The organism is Faecalibacterium prausnitzii (genome assembly GCF_003287405.1).
In the GTDB taxonomy this organism is placed as follows: Bacteria; Bacillota; Clostridia; order Oscillospirales; family Ruminococcaceae; genus Faecalibacterium; species Faecalibacterium intestinale.
This window is the reverse complement of record NZ_PRLD01000009.1, coordinates 89,393-108,791: the sequence shown is the minus strand read 5'-3', so window position 1 is coordinate 108,791 and position 19,399 is coordinate 89,393. Positions and strand designations below refer to the sequence as shown.

Annotated in this window: 16 protein-coding genes; 2 read left to right on the top strand and 14 right to left on the bottom strand. The window is 52.3% G+C overall.

The genetic code is table 11. From position 1 onward, the window contains the following. Positions 1-4 precede the first annotated feature (4 nt). The 8 genes from C4N24_RS10090 to C4N24_RS10055 all read right to left on the bottom strand — a co-directional run bounded on the left by C4N24_RS10090 (position 5) and on the right by C4N24_RS10055 (position 10,442). Complete coding sequence (locus C4N24_RS10090) at positions 5-1,108, bottom strand: ABC transporter permease (protein WP_112091310.1); 1,104 nt, start codon at positions 1,106-1,108, stop codon at positions 5-7. Then, positions 1,109-2,044 carry an ABC transporter permease gene (locus C4N24_RS10085; protein WP_112091309.1) on the bottom strand — a complete coding sequence of 312 codons (936 nt, stop codon included), beginning with the start codon at positions 2,042-2,044 and terminating at the stop codon, positions 1,109-1,111. Positions 2,045-2,179: 135 nt separating this feature from the next. Then, positions 2,180-3,883 carry a peptide ABC transporter substrate-binding protein gene (locus C4N24_RS10080; RefSeq protein WP_112091308.1) on the bottom strand — a complete coding sequence of 568 codons (1,704 nt, stop codon included), beginning with the start codon at positions 3,881-3,883 and terminating at the stop codon, positions 2,180-2,182. A 443-nt stretch (positions 3,884-4,326) separates the two neighbouring features. Beyond that, a complete protein-coding gene (locus tag C4N24_RS10075; protein ID WP_112091307.1) occupies positions 4,327-5,655 on the bottom strand; it encodes a dicarboxylate/amino acid:cation symporter in 1,329 nt (442 codons plus the stop codon). A 321-nt stretch (positions 5,656-5,976) separates the two neighbouring features. Further along, positions 5,977-6,234, bottom strand: coding sequence for a heavy-metal-associated domain-containing protein (locus tag C4N24_RS10070; RefSeq protein ID WP_112091306.1), 258 nt, complete (start codon positions 6,232-6,234; stop codon positions 5,977-5,979). A 214-nt stretch (positions 6,235-6,448) separates the two neighbouring features. Further along, positions 6,449-7,486 (bottom strand): P1 family peptidase, encoded by a 1,038-nt coding sequence (locus tag C4N24_RS10065; protein ID WP_112091305.1) that lies wholly within the window; start codon positions 7,484-7,486, stop codon positions 6,449-6,451. Positions 7,487-7,919: 433 nt separating this feature from the next. Then, positions 7,920-10,022, bottom strand: coding sequence for a hypothetical protein (locus C4N24_RS10060; protein WP_112091304.1), 2,103 nt, complete (start codon positions 10,020-10,022; stop codon positions 7,920-7,922). A gap of 30 nt (positions 10,023-10,052) precedes the next feature. Then, positions 10,053-10,442, bottom strand: coding sequence for a response regulator (locus C4N24_RS10055; RefSeq protein ID WP_242983240.1), 390 nt, complete (start codon positions 10,440-10,442; stop codon positions 10,053-10,055). A gap of 194 nt (positions 10,443-10,636) precedes the next feature. On the opposite strand from C4N24_RS10055, the gene C4N24_RS10050 reads away from it, so the two are divergent. Together C4N24_RS10050 and C4N24_RS10045 are read left to right on the top strand one after the other, a co-directional pair. Next, positions 10,637-11,377: a LytR/AlgR family response regulator transcription factor gene (locus tag C4N24_RS10050; protein WP_347475221.1), complete on the top strand. Its 741-nt coding sequence runs from the start codon at positions 10,637-10,639 to the stop codon at positions 11,375-11,377. Beyond that, positions 11,374-12,693 carry a sensor histidine kinase gene (locus C4N24_RS10045; protein ID WP_112091301.1) on the top strand — a complete coding sequence of 440 codons (1,320 nt, stop codon included), beginning with the start codon at positions 11,374-11,376 and terminating at the stop codon, positions 12,691-12,693. Before C4N24_RS10050 ends, C4N24_RS10045 begins: the two co-directional genes overlap by 4 nt. A 157-nt stretch (positions 12,694-12,850) precedes the next feature. Here C4N24_RS10045 and glmM read toward each other — a convergent pair whose 3' ends face one another. The 6 genes from glmM to C4N24_RS10015 all read right to left on the bottom strand — a co-directional run bounded on the left by glmM (position 12,851) and on the right by C4N24_RS10015 (position 19,373). Then, positions 12,851-14,236 (bottom strand): phosphoglucosamine mutase, encoded by a 1,386-nt coding sequence (gene glmM / locus C4N24_RS10040; RefSeq protein WP_112091300.1) that lies wholly within the window; start codon positions 14,234-14,236, stop codon positions 12,851-12,853. A gap of 869 nt (positions 14,237-15,105) precedes the next feature. After that, positions 15,106-15,804, bottom strand: coding sequence for a hypothetical protein (locus C4N24_RS15670; protein WP_242983239.1), 699 nt, complete (start codon positions 15,802-15,804; stop codon positions 15,106-15,108). Positions 15,805-15,981: 177 nt separating this feature from the next. Further along, positions 15,982-16,311 carry a hypothetical protein gene (locus C4N24_RS10030; protein WP_112091299.1) on the bottom strand — a complete coding sequence of 110 codons (330 nt, stop codon included), beginning with the start codon at positions 16,309-16,311 and terminating at the stop codon, positions 15,982-15,984. A 576-nt stretch (positions 16,312-16,887) separates the two neighbouring features. Beyond that, the gene (locus C4N24_RS10025; protein ID WP_181573077.1) at positions 16,888-17,931 is read right to left on the bottom strand and encodes an acyltransferase family protein; all 1,044 of its coding nucleotides are present in this window, start codon (positions 17,929-17,931) and stop codon (positions 16,888-16,890) included. 2 nt (positions 17,932-17,933) lie between these two features. Further along, on the bottom strand, positions 17,934-18,665 hold the full coding sequence (locus C4N24_RS10020; RefSeq protein WP_112091297.1) for a hypothetical protein: 732 nt from the start codon (positions 18,663-18,665) through the stop codon (positions 17,934-17,936). 396 nt (positions 18,666-19,061) lie between these two features. Next, positions 19,062-19,373 (bottom strand): GNAT family N-acetyltransferase, encoded by a 312-nt coding sequence (locus C4N24_RS10015; RefSeq protein ID WP_112091296.1) that lies wholly within the window; start codon positions 19,371-19,373, stop codon positions 19,062-19,064. Positions 19,374-19,399: the final 26 nt, after the last annotated feature.

Below are 19,399 nucleotides of genomic sequence, written 5' to 3'. Positions count from 1 at the left end.
CTCCTTACATACTCTTCATCTTGGGGTCCAGCGCCTCGCGCAGGCCGTCCGCCACAAGGTTGAAGCTGAGCATCAGCAGGCTCATGACTACAATGGGCGGGATGATCTGATACGGATGGGTGGTAAAGCTGTTGTACAGCTCGCTGATCAGAGAACCCAGCGAGCACTGCGGCACCGGGATGCCCAGACCCACGAAGGAGAGGAACGCCTCGGTGAAGATAGCGGTCGGGATGCTGAACATGACCTGCGTGATGATGGGTCCGATGATGTTGGGCAGCACTTCTTTAAAGATAATGAAGAAGCTGCCTGCACCCAGCGTGCGGGACGCCAGAACGAACTCCTGATCCTTCAGCTTGAGCATCTCGGCGCGGGCGATGCGGCTCATGCCCACCCACTCGGTCAGCATCAGGGCAAAGATGATGGTCACCATGCCGGGCTGCAATACCAGCAGCAGCAGTGTGACGATGACCAGCCGGGGGATGCCGTTGGCTACTTCCAGAAAGCGCTGCATCACCATATCCACCCTGCCGCCAAAGTAGCCGGAGATCAGGCCGTAGCTCATGCCGATAAGCATATCAATGATCGCAGCGGCCACCGCGATGATCAGGGAGACGCGCGCGCCTTCCCATGTGCGGGTCCAGATGTCGCGGCCGTACAGGTCGCTGCCGAACCAGTAGTAGACGTCCAGCTTATCCTTTTCCTGATAGGCGTTGGTCACCTTGGTGCCGGTGGTGGTGCTCATCTTCTCGCTGCCGTCCAGAATGCCGAACTGCTCAATGCCCGGCACGCGGGGTGCAAAGTTTTTCTGGCTCAGATCCTGCCCGGAGTAGGTGTAGCTGTTCATGCCCGGGCCAAATACGGCCAGCAGCACGATGACAACGATGAGGACAAGCCCCAGCACGGCGCTCTTTTTATTGAAAAAGCGGATGAGCGCTTCCTTCCAGAAGTTCTGCGCCGCAAAGTTGGTATCCACGCTGATCTCGTCCTCGTTGTGCTTGAGGGCAAAATCCTTTTCCGCAAAGGTGTGCTCCGTGTACATTGCATCCACGGCGCTGACAATGGCATCGGCGGTGGATTCGCCGCCCAGCCGGATCGCTTTTTCTGCCATTTAGTCGTCCCCCTTTGCCAAACGAATGCGCGGGTCGATGATGCCGTACAGCAGGTCAACGACCAGCATGATGCCAATGTACATGGCACTGTAAATAAAGCTCAGACCAATGACCACGTTGTAATCGTTGGACTGGATGGCTGTTACCAGCAGGCTGCCCACGCCGGGGATGGCAAAGATCTTTTCCACCACCAGCGAGCCGGTCATCAGATCCACGATCAGCGGTGCCAGCACCGTGATGATGGGGATCAGGGCGTTGCGCAGCGCGTGGCGGAAGATCAGCGCCGGGCCGGAAATGCCCTTGCTCTCAGCCAGCAGCATATAATCGGAATCCAGCACCTCGATCATCTCACTGCGGGTAAAGCGGGCAATGGATGCCATGGTAAACATGGAAAGCGAAATGCTGGGCAGCACGCTGGAGCCAAAGATGTCCTTGGCGGAAAACAGCATGGGGAACCAGCGGAATTTGAAGCCGAAGGTGTAGCTCAGCGCCAGTGCGAACACATAGGACGGCACCGATACGCCGATGACCGAGATGATGGTAGCAATGGTGTCCACCACGGTATCCCGCTTTAAGGCGGCGAGGATGCCCAGCACCAGACCTACGATGGCACCCAGCGTGACCGCCATGCCGCCCACCTGAATGGAGATGGGCAGACGGGACTGGATGAGCTGAGAGATGGGCGTATTTTTGGAGATATTGTAGCTGACACCCAGATCGCCCCGGAGCATATTGCCCACATAGCGGAAGAACTGGATATAGATGGGCTGGTCAAGGCCGTACTTTGCATATAGGGCTGCCCGCATATCGGGCGTCAGCTTTTCATCATTGAAGGGCGAGCCGGGCATCAGCTGCATCAGGATGAACAGCACCAGCAGGATTGCCAGCAGCGTGAACAGCGATGTCAGGATTCGCTTGAGTGTGTACTTTTTCACGTCGGGTGGACCCCCTTTGTCCAAAGCGTTTTTCGCGGTCAATCGTTCGCCTGCCGCGTACAGGCACAATGTCAAAAAGGCGCACAGTGGCTCTTTGCGGGCCACTGTGCGGCCTTGTTCAGTGTGCTTTCAGTTTTACTCGCTCTTAGTAGCGTTCTTGTACACGCGGTTCAGTGCCACAGGGTGGAAATCTACGCCGGTAACAGCAGAGGAGACCATCTCGGCATTGCACTGGCCGTACAGCGGGAAGATGACTGCCTGCTCCAGAACGATCTGCTCTGCCTCGTACAAAGCAGCCCAGCGGCCCTCGGGGTCGGTGCACAGATCGCCGGTGGTGCACTCGTCAATGATGGCATCGTAGTCGGCATCGCTCCACAGACCGTAGTTGTTGGAGTTGCCGGTCACCCACATACCCAGATAGGTCATGGGGTCGGCGTAGTCGGGGCCCCAGCGGGTCAGGCCGATCTCAAAGTTGCCGTCCTGCAAATCCTGCACGCGCTGCTTCTTGGGTTCCACGGTCAGGTTCAGGGTAAAGCCTGCCAGCGTGGTCTCCAGCTGCTCCTTGACGACCTGTGCCACCTTCTGGGGTGCGTCATCGGCATCCACCACCATGTTGAAGGTGAAGGAGTCCTTGCCCAGCTCGCTCTTGGCCTGCTCGTAGTACTCCTTGGCCTTGTCGGCATCATAAGCGCAGAACTCTGCAAACTTGGTCTGGTCGGCGCTGAAATCGCTGCCGTCGGGGCCGGTGGCAAACTGCGGCGGAACCGCGGTGTAGCAGGGTGCAGAGCCATCCTTCAGCACGTCCCCGGTAATGGCGTCACGATCCAGTGCAAAGGTGATGGCCTTGCGCAGGTTCTCGTTGGCAAGCTCCGGCACACCGTCGATGTTGGGGCTGATGTACCACAGGTAACCGGCGCCCACGCTGGTAAATTCGGGGTCATCCTTGACCTGATCCACCTGCTCGCCGTTCAGCAGGGTCATATCCAGAGCACCGGTCTGGTAGCTCATCAGTGCCTGCTGGCTGTCCTTGATGACCTGATAGGCCAGACCGTCCAGTGCGACCTTAGCAGCATCGTAGTAATCGGGGTTCTTTTCCAGCGTAAAGGCAGTAGCAGCCGGCTGGTAATCCGTCAGCTTGAAAGCGCCGTTGGACAGCACCGTGTCGGGGCTGGTGCCGAAGGTGTCCTTGCAGGTGTTGAAGAAAGCCTCGTTGACCGGATAGAAGGTGGGGAAATACATCAGGCTCAAAAAGTAGCTGACAGGAACATTCAGCTGGACCTCCAGCGTCTTGTCGTCCACTGCGGTGACGCCCAGATCGGTGACAGGCTTTTCGCCGGCAATGATCTCGGCAGCGTTGACCACCTGACCGATATCAGAAAGCATATAGGAATACTCGGAAGCGTTGGCGGGGTCTACGGCACGCTGCCAGCCAAACACGAAATCGGCAGCGGTAACGGCATCGCCGTTGGACCACTTGGCTTCCCGCAGGTGGAAGGTGTAGGTCTTGCCGTCCTCGCTGATGTCGTAGGTCTCTGCAATGGCGGGAACTGCTGCGCCGTCTGCATCCATCTGCATCAGGCCGTCGGTGTAATCGGCGATGACCTCAAAGGAGGTGCCGTCGGTGGCGATCTGCGGATCCAGCGACTGAACCTCGGTCTCCAGCATAATGTTCAGGGTGCCACCCTGTGCAGTGCCAGCTGCAGAGGAAGCAGTGCCGGAAGCGGAAGAAGCCGCCACGGAGCTGGAAGAGCCGCCGCAGGCTGTCAGAGCCAGTGCTGCGGAGGCAACACCGGCAGCTGCCAGGAAGCTGCGGCGCGAAATACGACGATCAAATCTCATAGATGTTTCCCCTCTCTTCACTGCTTTAGCTTTATACTCTGCTAAAGCGTTGCGTTCTAAAAATACACAAGGGATGTCCGTTCCTCCTTCTGGAACTTTGCACGCCCTTGTGCTATGGATGCATTATACATCCGTGTTTTCCGAAAGAAAAGAGTTTTTTGAAAATTTGTCCTCGTCAAATGCACATTTCTGCGGTTTATCCAACATTTTGCCGGAAGTTTTTCTTGGTTTTTGTATAATTTTCACCCTTGAGCACATTTCACTTAAAGAGCATTTCAATTGAAAATCCTTTTTAATTCAATTCGGACTGTATATTTTCATCTTATTTCTTTCTTTTATTAAGAAAAAGCACCGATTCGCTTTTTCATGTGCAAACCAGTGCTTTTCTTGATTTCTCTTTTTAAATTGTATTTTTGTGGCAAACAGTTTTTTTGATGTCACTCTCAGGCTTCTGCCGCGAGCGTCTCCACCGTACCATTGTAAACGGCAGTGTCCAGCTGCTCTTCGGTAGCGGCCACAAGGGTGGTGGCGGTAGCCGCACCCACAACGTTCGTAGCGGTACGCGCCATATCCACGATGCTGGAGATGGGAGAAAGCAGGATGATGGCTTCCACCGGCAGACCGGCAGCGGCAAACAGCGCCGTTGCGGTAATGGTCGCCGTGCCGGGCACACCGACCGTGCCAATGGAAACGACCACAGCCAGCACTACGAGGAAGGCGTACTGCACAGGCGTGTACTCGATGCCCAGCAGATGGATGGTAAACACTGCCAGCAGAGTGGGCCAGATGCCCGCGCAGCCCGGCATACCAAGGTTTGCACCCAGACTTGCGCCAAAGGCGGCAACGTCCTCATTCACACCCAGCTTCCGGGTCAGCTGGTTGACCGTGACCGGGATAGTACCCACACTGCTCTGGGAGGTAAAGGCAACGGTAGCCGCGGGCCAGATGCCCTTGAAGAAGCGGACGGGGCTCAGCTTGCCCACAAACTTGATCAGGGCGCTTTCCACAACAAAGACCTGAATGCCGCACAGCACATACGCCAGCACCAGAACGCTGAGCAGCGGAATAAGATCCGCAGGAGAAGAACGGCTGACTGCACGGGCGATCAGGGAAAGGACTGCATACGGGGTAAAGGAGATCACATAGCTGACCACGCGGCCCATCACAAGGTCGCCGGCGTCAATGAACTTTTTAAAGGGTGCCACCTCTTCGGGCTTCTTGGCTGCGATCTTGTTATAGCAGACAGCCACCAGAATGCAGAACACCACAATGGGCACCACCTCGCCGTTGGACCAGTGCGCAGCCAGATTCTGCGGGAACAGGCTGATGACCGTATCCACAAAGGTGGGCACTTCCTTGGCGGTGTAATCGGTGGCCAGTTCATACTGCACCCCGCTGCCAATGTTAGTAGCCACACCGGCGATCAGGGTGATCAGGCTGGCAATGAAGGTGTTCAGCACCAGAAAGAACACGGTTTTGAGACCGATCTGCTTCAGGCGGACGGAATTGCCCAGATTGGTGATGCTGGAAATGATGCTGAAGATCAGCAGCGGAATGACCACAGCGGAGACCACATGGGCGTAAATAGTACCTACGGCTGCTACGTAAGTGTGGTGTCCCTTGAATGCAAGACCCACGATCAGGCCAAGACCCACGGCAAGGATGGTGCGCACGCCAAAATCAACGTGCTTTTTCTTGTGCAGATAATACAGCAATGCAAAAAATACTGCGGTGAGCGCCAGCGCGCCCAGATCCAAAATTTCGACAGACATAAAACGTTACCCTTTCTTTTGTTTGTTGGTTTACTTCGTTTTCGTCTGACAACACATTCGTCTGTTCATAACTCTCTCCTATTTCCACAAACCCACACGTTATGTATGTTTTGTTGTTTGAAGGGAGTATACTCCCCTTCCGGGCAATTGTCAATAGAAAATTCATATTTTCCTATTTTATTTGTAGGAAAGTCAGGGATAGGCGCTCCGCACAAAAAGGAAGCTGCCGCACCAGATAATGTGCAGCAGCTCCCTTTGCATTTTTATTTTACCGGTAGCCAGACCGTTGCTTTTGCCCCGCAGGGGTGCAGGCGTAAACTATCACTTTTTTAAGAAGGAGAACAATCCCTTCTTTTCGTAGGGCTCACGGCAGATCTCGCCCACCTGGTATCCGGTGCCCTCAATGGCGGCGCGGAGTGCCTTTTCGTCCAGCGGCTCCTTGGAAAGAATCACGGTCCTGCCCTTAGAATGCGAGGACGAGACCTTTTCCACCGGGAACTCACTGCGGATCGTGTCATTGATATGCGCTTCGCACATGGAACAGGCCATGCCGTCCACTTCTACGGTTGTCTGGAACATTTTTGTACCTTCTTTCAGTTTCTTATGACGATCATCGTTTTTCCTTCACATCCTCTGTGCAGGGTAGAAGCAATAGTTAGAATTAGCTAACTTTCGTTTCTGAGAAAAGCCGCCATCCAGCGGCCTTCCCGCCCAAATAATACGCCCTGCGGCTGCATCTGTCAAGGCATCCGGGGCATTTTTGCTGGGACAGCAGCTTTTTTATTTCGGTGCGTCAGACGTCCCGTCTCAGCAGCTCCGTCAGACTGCGGAAGGTCCTGCCATGGCTGCCGGTGACGGTCTCGGCATGGAGCAGGCTGCTGAGAACGCTTTCCTCCACGCACTCTGCCACCGCCCGGAACAAGGGGTTGATGGCATCATCGTGCAGCAGGGTCATGGGCAGCAGCGCCTTGTCCGAATAGTGCGGCACCCGGTTGGCAGTAGTAAAGGCGATAACAATCTCGCCGCTGCCGTTGCCGCAGTAGGAGCCGGTGCGGGAAAGCCCCACCAGCGCCCGGCGGCACAACCGCCGCAGCTGCCGCTCGCTCAGGGGGATATCCGTGGCAAGCACCGTGATGATGGAGCCCTTGTCCTCGTGGGGCGGGATGCTGTCGTCCAGCAGCGTATGGATGGGCTTGCCCGCCACGATGAGGTCGTCAAACAGCGCGTGGTTGGAGAGCACCAGTGCACCGATGGTGTACTGCTTGCAGTCCAGCTCCACCACCCGGGAGGCAGAGCCGATGCCGCCCTTGAGCCCGTGACAGCGCATTCCCCGCCCTGCGCCTACGGCGCCCTCGGCAAAGTCTGCCTTGCAGTCCGCCAGCGCAGCAAAGACGTGCTGTTCGGTGACATGAAGTCCCCGGATGTCGTTCAGGCCGCAGTCGTTGCACTCGCAGACCACCGGGTTCACGCTGCCGGTGGTCTCGCAGATATCGGGGTTCTTTTCCAGCATATACTTCACCAGCGCGGTCTGCGCTGTGCCCACACTGAGGGTATTGGTAAACAGAATAGGCGTTTCCAGCGTGCCAAGCTCGTCGATCTGCACAAGACCGATGGTCTTGCCAAAGCCGTTGATAACATGGCTGGCCGCCAGCACCTTTTCGTGGAAAATATCTCCCGGGTGCGGCAGCAGCGCCGTTACGCCGGTCTGCACCACACCGTCTGCCAGCGTGCAGTGCCCCACCGTCACGCCCGGCACATCGCTGATCTTATCCAGCGCACCTTTGGGCAGCTTGCCCACCTGAAAACCCCATTCATTTCCCGAGATGCCCATCGTAGTTCCTCCTTGCTTTTTTCTAAGATGTATCATAGCATTTCTCCTGCCAAAAGTAAACCGCTGTAACAGCCCGAAAGCAGACCTGAAAAAAGGCTGCCGCACAGGATCTCACTGTACAGCAGCCTTTTGCTATTTTGTAAAAACACCGCCGCAGCGCGGGGTGTTCCATCAGGAGTGCTCGAGCGGGCGGAAGAGTCCCTTGACCTTTTCCCAGCAGGCCACCACCCGCTCCCGCGGCAGGAAATAATTGACCAACAGCGCCACGATCACGCCCACTGCCGTATCAAAGATACAAGGTTTTTTCCGCTAGTAGATTATTTAACGAGACACTCCCGCGCAAAAACAGAACCCCGGAGCCCTTTTTGAGCCATAACGGCTCCGAAAAAGGTTCCGGGGTTTGTGTAATGCTTTTCAGCCGCCCAAAGCGGATTTATTTTCCAAGCACAACGGAGAGTTTGATCTCCTTTTCCGTCTCGCTCAGGTCAAGAGCGCCGCCGTCGGCAACAGTCACACGCAGCTCATAAAGCGTACCGGCGGTAAGCTCCGTCACAGCATTGCCGTCCTCGTCTGTGATCGACCACAGTGCAGAATCGACCTTTGCCAGCCTGCCATCCACGCCATAGGCGTAGAGGGTCAGACCGGAGGTGCTGCCGGACAGGTTATTCATGCGGAAAGCTACCGTGGTGTTGGGATGTACGTTGCGGACTGTCGCCGTGTTGCGCCAGCTTGCAACGGTGCCTTCGCCGCCGTCCTGCGCAAACTGTTCCTGCGAGAGGACATTTCTTGCAGCCTGATCAAGATCGACCTTGCGGTAGGGCATTTCGGGCAGATAAACGAAACGGTCCTGCAGACGAAGCAGCTCCAGATAGCCTGTCGGGCAGTAGAGCGCGTTGCCGCTGTTGCCGGCATACATTCCAATGGCCATGTTGTTGTAGCCGTACTTGTTGGAAACATCCATCGTGAAAACAGTCTCGCCGGTTTCAAAGTCCAGAATGATGTACTGCCACATCCCGGTGGTCACATCCTGCACATAGCCGTAGATATAGCCCGTTGCGGTGGAAAGCTTCATGATGGAAGTATCGCTCAGGTCGTTCCGGCTCCAGATGCTCTTCATCTCGTAGCCGTTTGCGGTCTTTACGGTGTCCATGCGCTCAATGCCCGGGGCGATCATGACGTTGCCCTTCATGAGCCAGTTCTGGTCGTAAATATTGGCGTAGCTCTGGATGGAGGAATCGTTGTTGGGGTCCGCCAGACCTGCATTGCCCGCGCCAAACCAGTTGCAGACGATGGTGCTGACGGTTCCATTGCCGTCATCATAGACGATGGCAGAGTTATCAACGGCCACCTGATAGCCCTCGGGCAGGTCATCCAGCACCGGGGCGCTTGCCACGACCTCGCCGGTCTTCATATCAAGTGCAAGAAGGTTTACGGTATCCTGATTATCGGTGAACAGCACAAGGTTCGGTGTCAGTGTGGGAGAGCAGCCGCCGCCCCATGCAAGACCGCCGCCGGTGGTCTTATCGCCTTCGCCGCTCACCTTTGCGCCTGCGCTCTCATAGGGCGTGCACCACACAACGTCTACGCCTTCTTCTGCACGCAGAAGATAGCAGTTCTGGTTGGTCAGGATCACCGCGCCGTCCTTGGAGGCGGCGATGCCGTTCTCGGCACCCTCGCCGGGGGTCAGCTCGTGGACAAAGACAGCCTTTGAAAGGTCTGCCTGCTCACCGTTCAGGATGGCATCAATGGCAGAACGGGCAATATAGCCGATGACGCCCTGCTGCTGGCGCTGCGGGTAAATGCGGAAGCCGCCCGTTGCAAACCAGAGGTTTCCGTCATAGTCAAAGACCACGGACAGAAGATTCTGCGTCAGTTCTTTTCCAAGTGCAGCCTCGGCAGCCGCCTTGATATCAATGTCCAGCACCTTTTCAAATTCCGGCAGCACATTGCCGTTTTCGTCCGTTGCGCGGAGCATCAGCACATGGTTGTTGCTCGTGGGGCAGACGATGCGGTTGGACGCGTCCATGAAGGTATAGGAGCTTTGGATGACGTACCCGCCGCCGTCATGCTTCTTCGGGGAGAAATAGCCGAGCGTCTTTGTCTCCTCGGCGTTCAGGTCGCGGATGGCAATGCCGCCCAGCAGCGGCACAACAGCATGGCCGTAGCTGTCAAAATAGATGGCGGGAGAAGCATTTGCATTCGTTGTCTCGTAGGAAACGTTGATCTCGGGATAAATGCCCAGCGGCAGGATCTCATCCGTCGAGTCGGTGTTATAGCCGTCGTGATGAATGTTTGCATCGCTCTTGGCCATATAGGGGTTTTCCTCCACCTGCTTGGGGTTCAATGCCTTTACCGGCAGCGCCGCAGAGGTCGTCTGTGCAGAAGAGGGCTGCACCGCAGCGGATGGTGCAGCGGGCTGCGAAGCTGCGCCGCTGTCTGCGGGCGTCTGCGTACCGCCGCAGGCGGCCATGGACAGGCACAATGCTGCGGTCAGCGACAAGCTTAACGCAGAATGGATGATCCTTTTCTTTTTCATAAACCGTTCTCCTTGTTGTGTTCGTTGCGGTCAGGTCGGCGCTGCTCTGCCGGATTTTTTTTGATCCAGCCAGATGCAAAAACCCTGCCGCAAGGCGGCTTCGGTCACCGGCTCCAGCAGAAAATAGTCTGCACGCAGCCGGAAGGCATGGAGCGAAAAATCCAGATCGCTGCACCAGATAACGCGTGTTTGGGGACAAAGCGCGCGCAGATGCTCTACTGCATTCAAGCCGTCGACACCCGGCAGGGCGATCACGGCGTTTGTCAGCGGCTCGCTGCGTGCGGTTTCAAAAAAACTTTCTTGATCGTGGTAACAGTCCATTTGGGGAAACAAACAATGCTCGGCGCAGAACTGCAAGATCTGCTCTGTCAAAAAAGCTTCCTGCGCCCTGCTGTTTGTCAGCACGGCGATTCGGTACACAGCTTTCCTCCTTTCTCTTCTTCCCTTATTGGGGGCTTCTGTCTCCAGTATACGGACAGGCGCGGCCTTTTCAAGGTATCTGGCACGAAAGCACTGTTTCCGTCACGAAATCCCGTTTTCTGCTGCGACAGAACCGTGCAACTGTGCTATAATCAGGATGAAAGAGTTTATAAAGGAGGTTGGAAGCTATAACAATGGCTTCTTGGTACAGCATGAGATTTGCGATCGTTGACGACCTTGATACCGAGCGCACGCTGCTGAAGGAGCGCTTAGCGCGGCAGCTGCGCCAGCGCGGCACAGAAGCAGAGCTTTTAGAATTTGACAGCGGCGAAGCTTTTCTGGCGGCAGAAAAAGAGCGGCGCTTTACCGCCGCATTTCTGGATATTTACATGGAAGGCTTAAGCGGCATGGACGCGGCAAGGGAGCTTCGGAAAACAGATACGGACTGCCTTCTGGTTTTTACCACCACCTCGACAGACCATGCGCTTGAGGGCTTTCAGGTGCGGGCATTTCATTATCTGGTCAAACCTTTTTCCGAAACCGAGCTTTCCGGTCTGCTGGATGAAATGCTCTCAAAGCTCCCGCGCCCGGATCCGATCCTGACGGTGAAGGTGGATGGCAGCGACATCCGTTTGCGCTATCGGGACATCATATCTGCCGAGCATTTCGCCCACATGATCAACATCCGCACCACTGCCGGCAAAACGCTTGCCACACGCCAAAGCTTCAAGGCATTCACAGAGCCGCTCAAAAAAGACCCGCGCTTTTTCGTCTGCGGCCGCGGCGCGATCATCAATATGGAGAATGCTGCCGATTTTCAGGATGCCGCCTTCTGCATGACGGACGGCAGCCGTGTCTATGTCAGTCAGGAGCTTTTGAAAGCAGCCCGGCAGGCGTTTATGGAATTTCTGCTGCAAAGGGGGCGTGTGGGTTGAAGGACATTCTGCGCCCGCTCCTGGAGCTTACCGTTGTGTTTCCCGGCCTGCTGCTCGCGTATTTTCCGGTGCGCTCCTATCTGAAGCAGTCTCCCGCAAGGCTTGCCGCATGGGCGGTGCCGCTGCTGCTCGGGCTTTGCCTTGGCGGCGGACTGCTCTGCTATCATTTCTGTCTCTCCACCGCGTTCCCCCTGCTGCTCATCACGCTTGCGGCAATTTTTCTGTATCTCAAAACGCTGCGGATCTCTCTCTGGAAATCCGGGACGATCGCGCTGGCGGTCTGCGCGGTGTTTGCGTGCCTGAACAGTCTGTCCCGTGCCGTCGGCGCGGCGATCACGATCCTGCTGCAGCTGCCGTCGGACAAGCCGTGGTTCTGCTTTAGTGCCTGCATTTTTTATAATATGGTCTGCTGGCTGACCGCAGCAGCAGCGTATTATCCCGCCACCCACGCAGTGCGCACCATGGTCGAGGATGAAAACTTTGCGCAGACGTGGTACGTGTTCTGGGTGCTGCCGCTGGTGTTCATCCTGCTGAATCTTTTTATGATCCCGCGCTACCAGATAACGCTTCGGACAGGGCGGGTGCTGCAGGTCTACATTGTTATGAGCATTGCCCTTTTGTTCCTGATGTTCCTGTTCAACGCGATCTTTCTGCTGATGGCAAACAGCCTTAACAGGAATGCGAGATTGCAGCAGGAGAACCAGTTTCTATCCATGCAGCAGCAGCGCTATGAAAGCCTGAAAGCCGCTATTGAAGAAGTCCGGCAGGCGCGGCACGATATGCGCCACCAGCTGAATCAGATCTCTGCGCTGGCCGAAGCAGGCGATCTGGATGGCCTGAAAGCTTACCTTGCAAAAACCGTCTCCCGGATCCCGAATCTGGATATGAGTTTCTGCGAGAACCGTGCGGCAGACAGCGTCGTTGGCTATTACTGCACCCTTGCAAAACGCGAGGGTATCCCCTTCCGCGCCAAGCTTGACTTGCCGCAGGCGCTTCCTGTGGACGAGATCGATACGTGTCTGGTACTGTCCAATCTTCTGGAGAATGCATTCGAAGCCAGCCTGCGCACCGCACCCGCCCGGCGGCAGATCAGGATCACCGCGTATGTCCATGCCGAGCGGCTGCTTCTGGTCGAGGTGGAAAACGCATTTGACGGTGAAGTCAACGAAAAAAGCGGAGTTTTCCGCTCGTCCAAGCGAAAAGAAAACGGGATCGGCATCCAGTCTGTCCAGCATATTGCAGAAAAGACCGGCGGCGCAAGTACGTTCACCTATCAGGATGGCGTTTTCTCCGCCAAGGTCATGCTCTGCGGGTAATGGCGTCCCATCGTGCAGGGGCAGGCATCCCGTCTGACGCAAAATGCTTCGCCATTAAAAAACCGCGAGGATGCGTTCATAAAAGCGCTTCCTCGCGGTTTGATCTTTTATAGGTTTATTTTATAGCATTGTGCATTTTTACGCACAGGCATAAGTCTTAAACAGCGTAACCCTTGTTCTTGATGACCTCCACGACCTGAGAGACGTACTTCTGGCAGGTGTCGTGGTCGGGGGCTTCCACCATCACGCGCACAAGCGGCTCGGTGCCGGACTCACGGACGAGGATACGGCCGGTATCGCCCAGTGCTTCTGCAACGGCCTTGACGGCCTCCTGCACCGCCGGGTCGTTCTGTGCGGCTTTCTTGTCAGTCACACGGACATTCTCCAGAACCTGCGGGTAAATCTTCAGGGGCTCAGCCAGCTTGCTCATAGGCAGCTTCTTGGCCAGCATAACTTCCATCATCTTGAGACTGGTCAGGATGCCGTCACCGGTGCTGGCGTACTTAGAGAAGATGATATGACCGCTCTGCTCGCCGCCGATACGGCAGCCGTTCTTAGCCATGTACTCGTAGACGTACTTGTCGCCCACAGCAGTCTTGGCGTAGCCAATGCCCTGCTCATCGAACGCCTTGTACAAGCCAAAGTTGGACATAACAGTCGTGACCACGGTGTTGTTCATCAGCTCGCCGTGCTCCTTCATGTAGCAGCCGTAGATGTACAGAATGTGGTCGCCGGTGATGACATTGCCTTTCTCGTCCACGCACAGGCAGCGGTCAGCATCGCCGTCGAAGGCAAAGCCGACATCCAGACCGTTCTCCACCACAAACTTCTGCAGACCCTCAATATGGGTAGAGCCAGCATTGTTGTTGATATTCAGGCCGTTGGGCTTATTGTTGATAACATAGGTATCTGCACCCAGAGCATCGAAAACGCTCTTAGCAATATTCCAGCTTGCACCGTTGGCACAGTCCAGACCGACCTTGACCCCCTTGAAGGAATAGATGCCCAGCGAGATCAGGTAGCCCATGTAACGGTTGCGGCCTGCCACATAGTCCACCGTGCAGCCGATGTGCTCGCGATGGGCAAAGGGCAGCTCCGGCCAGTCCTTATCAAACACATGAAGCTTGCCGTCGATGTAGTCCTCCACCAGCAGCAGAGTCTCTTCGGGCATTTTCTCGCCGTAGCAGTCGATCAGCTTGATACCGTTATCGTAGTAGGGGTTGTGGCTGGCAGAGATCATGATGCCGCAATCGAAATCGTCCACGCGGGCAATGTAAGCCACAGACGGCGTAGTAGTGACGTGCAGCAGGTAGGCGTCTGCACCGGAAGCGGTCAGGCCAGCGACAAGACTATATTCAAACATATAGGAGCTGCGGCGGGTGTCCTTGCCGATAACAATACGGGCAGGCTCGCTGTTGCCGTTGCGCTTGCGGAGCATATTATAATACCAGCCAAGGAAGCGGCCAACCTTGTAGGCGTGGTCGGCAGTCAGATCAATACCAGCTTCACCACGGAAGCCATCAGTTCCAAAGTACTTTCCCATTTCTTGATTACCTCGTTCCCAAAAGTGAACTTTTAATAGTGTATATGCTTTTCCCCATCGCACGATGCTACCTGCAAAAAAGCATTGTCATCCGCATAGTGCATCGAATCAGGGACACTGTAAATTTAGTATAGCACAATTCTTGAAGCAAATCACCCTTTCTGCAGATTTTCTCCCTGCAGATACACAAAAACACCCTTCCTCTCACGGAAACCCGCAAAAGGAAGGGTGTTAAACTCATTATCCTGTTGTCATACCGATCACAGCATATTCACACCAGCAAAGCCGGTATCAGCCGTTATTCAGCACGGCACCTCAAGCACTTTTGAGCGTAGAGCTGTGATTAGCAGTTCTCAGCGAAGTACTTAATGGTACGGACCATCTGAGAGGTGTAGGAGTTCTCGTTGTCGTACCAAGACACGACCTGAACCTGATAGGTGTCGTCGTAGCTACGCTAAATTTTCACGATTTTTTTGTGATCGTTCATAATTTCGAAACAACAGTTACAGTACCACAGCATACCGTTGTCGTACCAAAACCAGCTTGTTCGTACCAAAATTATACCACGTTTCAGCGTTATTTTCAAGTTCTTTCGCGATTTTGTGTTTTAGAATTATTATATTCACTCTATTTCTTTCTATGCACATATATTTTCATGTGACTTAGTGTGCCACTCCTCGGAGCGTCCGGGGCCCGGGGCTTCCGCCGGGGGCGTCCGCCCTGCCCAGATGCGCTCCTCCACTGCCTCTTATGCTGAAATTTCACCGGAAGTGATTTTGAGGGATGGAGTGAGAAACAGGGCCATTTTTGTTCGACATGAAGCATATATGCCTTACGACCCGACAGTTCCACATATAAGCACCTGTATATCAGCCCTTGGAAGCACACCCGCTCTTATTCATTTTCTGCTTTACATTGTCAGGCACATTGATCAGTCCGAACCGATAGAACATCCCATAGATGTAGGTCACGCCCCGGATATCGCCCAGCGCTTTTGGACGGTCTACCACTGCTCCGACCTCTTTTACATTGTCCAGCGCCAGCTCCACCGAGCTCCATGCCAGACTTTTGCTGTTTTCCCGGCGGTCGATCCACAGCTCTTTCGTGTACGCTCCATTCCTGCCTTTTCGTATTTCATAAGAGAATGGCAAGCCGGAATAGGTTTTAAAACGCACTTTTTGATACATCAGAATCACTTCCCATAGATTTTCCTCTGTCGGCGCTGCTCGCAGCTTTTTCATTGCCCGGTATCTCCGCTGCCGCTCTGCTCCGATGCTGATCTTCTCTGTTGAAGTTGTGCTTCGGTAATACACACCCTTTTTATATGGCAGGTACGAGGTGACGGAGGCTTTGGACAGCTTGAACTCTGATGCGGTGGAGAGGATTGCGTCTTTATAGCTTTGGGTTTCTCTATACTTATGAAATGTGTGATGCACTGTCTCCGCTATATCTGACTCATACACCTCGGCTGTGATGAGCAGCTTGCGAACCTTGATAGGGTTGAGGGACAGAGTGTCTGCGATGGCTTGGAGGGATTTATTTTTATAGAGGGACACCGCAGCATCCATCTGTTCCTTTAGATTTTTCCCGGCATCGTATTTTGGTTTTAACTTTTTTCGGCCTCCGCCGGGCTTGCGTATTTCTCCCATAAGTTTTCCCTTTTCTTATTTACGTCACAAACTATACCATGCACTTTAAAAATACCGTGTGAACTGCTGGAGTTCAGTTTGTCCACACGGCCGATCTTATTTCAGTTTTTCGAGGATTTCATCCGCACTCATGCCGCTGGCCAGCAGCTTCTTCAGCACAGCCTCTACTTCGGTCTTCTTCGCTTCTTCAGCGGCCTTAGCATCTGCCTTTGCCTTCTTCGATTCCAGGGATGCCACTTCTTTTTCGGCCTTCTTCAGAGTAGTCTTCTGCTCTTTCAGTGTGTTCTTCTGCTCTTCAATCGCTTTCTGGATGGATGCGATCTCGGTATTCAGAGACGCAATAGTCTCCTGCTTCTCCGCGATCTGAGATGCGTAGTCGGTATAGGTAGTTTTGGGACGGTTTTTGCTGCCTTTGGTTCTGGGCATAAGCTGTCAGCCTCTTTTCTTTTATAGTGATTTCAGTATAGCACTGTTGAGTAACAAGAGCAAGGTGCTTTATTTTTGCCCATCCCATCTTATCTAAGAGTTCCTCCTGTTCATCCAACAGTCTCTTAGCATAAGCCGCATCTAAATCCTTTCACAGTAAGCGCTCAGTGTTAGCTGACCGCTTACTCAGCATACATAACTAACCATTTTTATATTTTCCGAACAATATCGGTAGCAAGACGCCAAACGGAATAAACATAATATTGTTTATAATAAACATAGCGTGCATATAAAAGGTATGCCCCCATGTTTCAAATAAAACCAAGCTTATAGCCTTTCTACTCCTAGGTTTCCTGCATAAGAAAACTATACGAAAAATAACGAGAATGTACGCTAAGAAAAAGGTAAACAGAATTCTATGTTTTATTGTACTCTTCTTTCACATAACCAGCTAACAGCAAATACAATGCATCCACTGAAGAAGATGGCTGGAATCAAGTATGACACGGGTTGTCTGAAATCTTGAATTATTGATTTTATGTACCACTTGATTCCCAATCACCTCTTTCTATTAGTTTATCTTTTCTTGCCAACCATCCACGGAGCAATTCGCACAACAACCTCATATACTACGCTACAAATTAGCATCGTAGCCACAACAACAATCATCGCAAGCAGTACATTCTCTCTCACTGCGTCTGTGCCCATATGTAGCGGAACAGATACGATTTTCACCACAATTCGATACACAGGACCGTGGATGCAAAGAACAATCAGAGAGATTCTACCGAAATACTGCAGAATTCTATTTTCGTTGACGAACTGAGAAATCAGGATCATAGCAGCCACACCAATGAAGGCTGTTACAAACCACATAAACCCCGTGGTTAAGTTGTGGAGAGATAGGAAAAAATTTAAGATAATCAAAGCTACTGCAACCGTTCCTATTCTTATCTTTCTATCCACAATCCTTGTTTCTCGCCCCGCCAAGATAACTCCTACAGCATAGAATCCTATGTACTTGAACACACGGTTAAATCCCCACGGGAGTTCAGGCATCGGAAGAACAACATAAACTGAGCTCATCAGAGCAGAAACAATATACGTAATTTTCCTGCCACCCATGTTTACCAGTATATTAAATAGAACCACCGTTACAAAGAAGCACGGCAGAAACCATAGATGAACATTGAAATCCAAATTGTCATAGCAACCAGAGAACAAACCAAATAGTGCGTTCATGAAGCTCATATCTGAATCCCGGAATCTTCTCTCTATCACTTGCCAATATAAAAGTATTAGCAAACCGAACGAGAAATACGGAACAACTATAGTCTGTATCCTTCTCTTTATGTCCGTTATAATTGGTTTTTCTTTGTACACCCAACCTGCCGCCAAGAAAAACAGCGGCATATGAAAAGAATACAGCCAATTAAAGACAGTTCGATTGGAATAGATATGTCCTATTGCAACAAGAATAATACCTATTCCCTTTAATACATCAAGCCACGATAAACGCTCTGCTCTGCTCTGCTCTGCTCTGCTCTGCTCTGCTCTGCTCTGCTCTGCTCTGCTCTGCTCTGCTCTGCTCTGCTCTGCTCTGCTCTGCTCTGCTCTCAAAATTATGATTTCCTTTCATTAATTGTCAATTCCTTTTCTAAATATTTTAGAACTGGCCCCTCCACAAATCGAATCCGCAGCATATCTATTATTGTGCATACCATGTAGACTGCCACAACGCAAACAATCGCATGAACAACAACATTTCCTGTTTCATATGCACCAACATTGTTACAGACACCATGCCATAACCAATGCCGCATGGTATTACTATTGGCATGAATCATCAATACTCCAAAGGTCGATGCCGCAACCATGTTGACAATCTTGCTGTATCCCATTTTCAAGTTCTTAAAGAAAAAGAATGCACCAACACCCGTTGTTAATGCCAATATCTTATTGGAGTCCGATACGAAGAAGTAGGCTATACTGATAGATTTTCCAAAACGTCTGCTCACAAGCGCAAGAAATATTACACTCACCCACGAAAGCAACAGTGAAGCTCCAGCCAGAAGTCCGACAAGTCTTTGATTGTTGAACCAATCCTTCGGATACAACCGAATATATGATGCAATAATGTAGAGAACTGTGAACCACGTCACGTAGTTAAAAACTACACTTGCTTTTGCAAAAGACGGCAATACGACATAGACTCCCAGACACCATATCATTAATGCCTGGTGTTCTCTCTCCGTTAAAGCATTGATTAGTTTATTCAGAAAAGGAATCAATAAATAAAACAGTAAAAAGCAGGCTGTAAAGTTATCTGCTACTGTGAAAAACGGAAACAACATTCTTAGAAATTCTTTTGCTGAAAATGGCTCATAGCCAAAGAGAAAGAACAGCACTCATATCACAATTTTATAAAAATAGACTTCGCCCAAAAGTTTGAAAAATTTCTTTTTTGTAATAGCGGATGTACACATAAAATACCCTGTTATCAGTACGAAGCAATTGATTCCAGTTTTCCCGCCACAACCAAGTAATAAGAGAAAATAATCTTTAATGCGCAAACTACTCTGTGCACCAATACAATCCAACAATCCCGAATTCACCACATAGTGATGAGCTACAATCATCAGCATTGAAATGGCGCGAAATAGTTCAATATTAGAACTTCTTACCCCCCCCCCCTAAATTTACTACTATTTGTCACTGCCGTTTCCATCTATTCCATCCTCATCTATTTTTTATAACTTTTTTATTAAATGCCTGTCATTCGGTCTGGGTTCTCCGACAACTTTCCAATCAGAAAAGCCTAGCTTTTCATACATATGTAGTGCCGCACTGTTTTCTGAATCCGCATACAAGTGTACTGCCAACATTCCTGCGCTTTTAGCTTTTTTAAGAAAACCCTGTACAGCTACTTTCCCGTATCCCTTATTAGAATACTCTGGGAGCACTGCTACTACCGAGATATATCCACGTCGATTTTGCAGGTCATTTGTGTACCCCGCACATATTGCAACAATCCGATTTTGCTCTCTAACATAGGAAATCATTCCGTACTTTTCCAATTTTGAAGCAA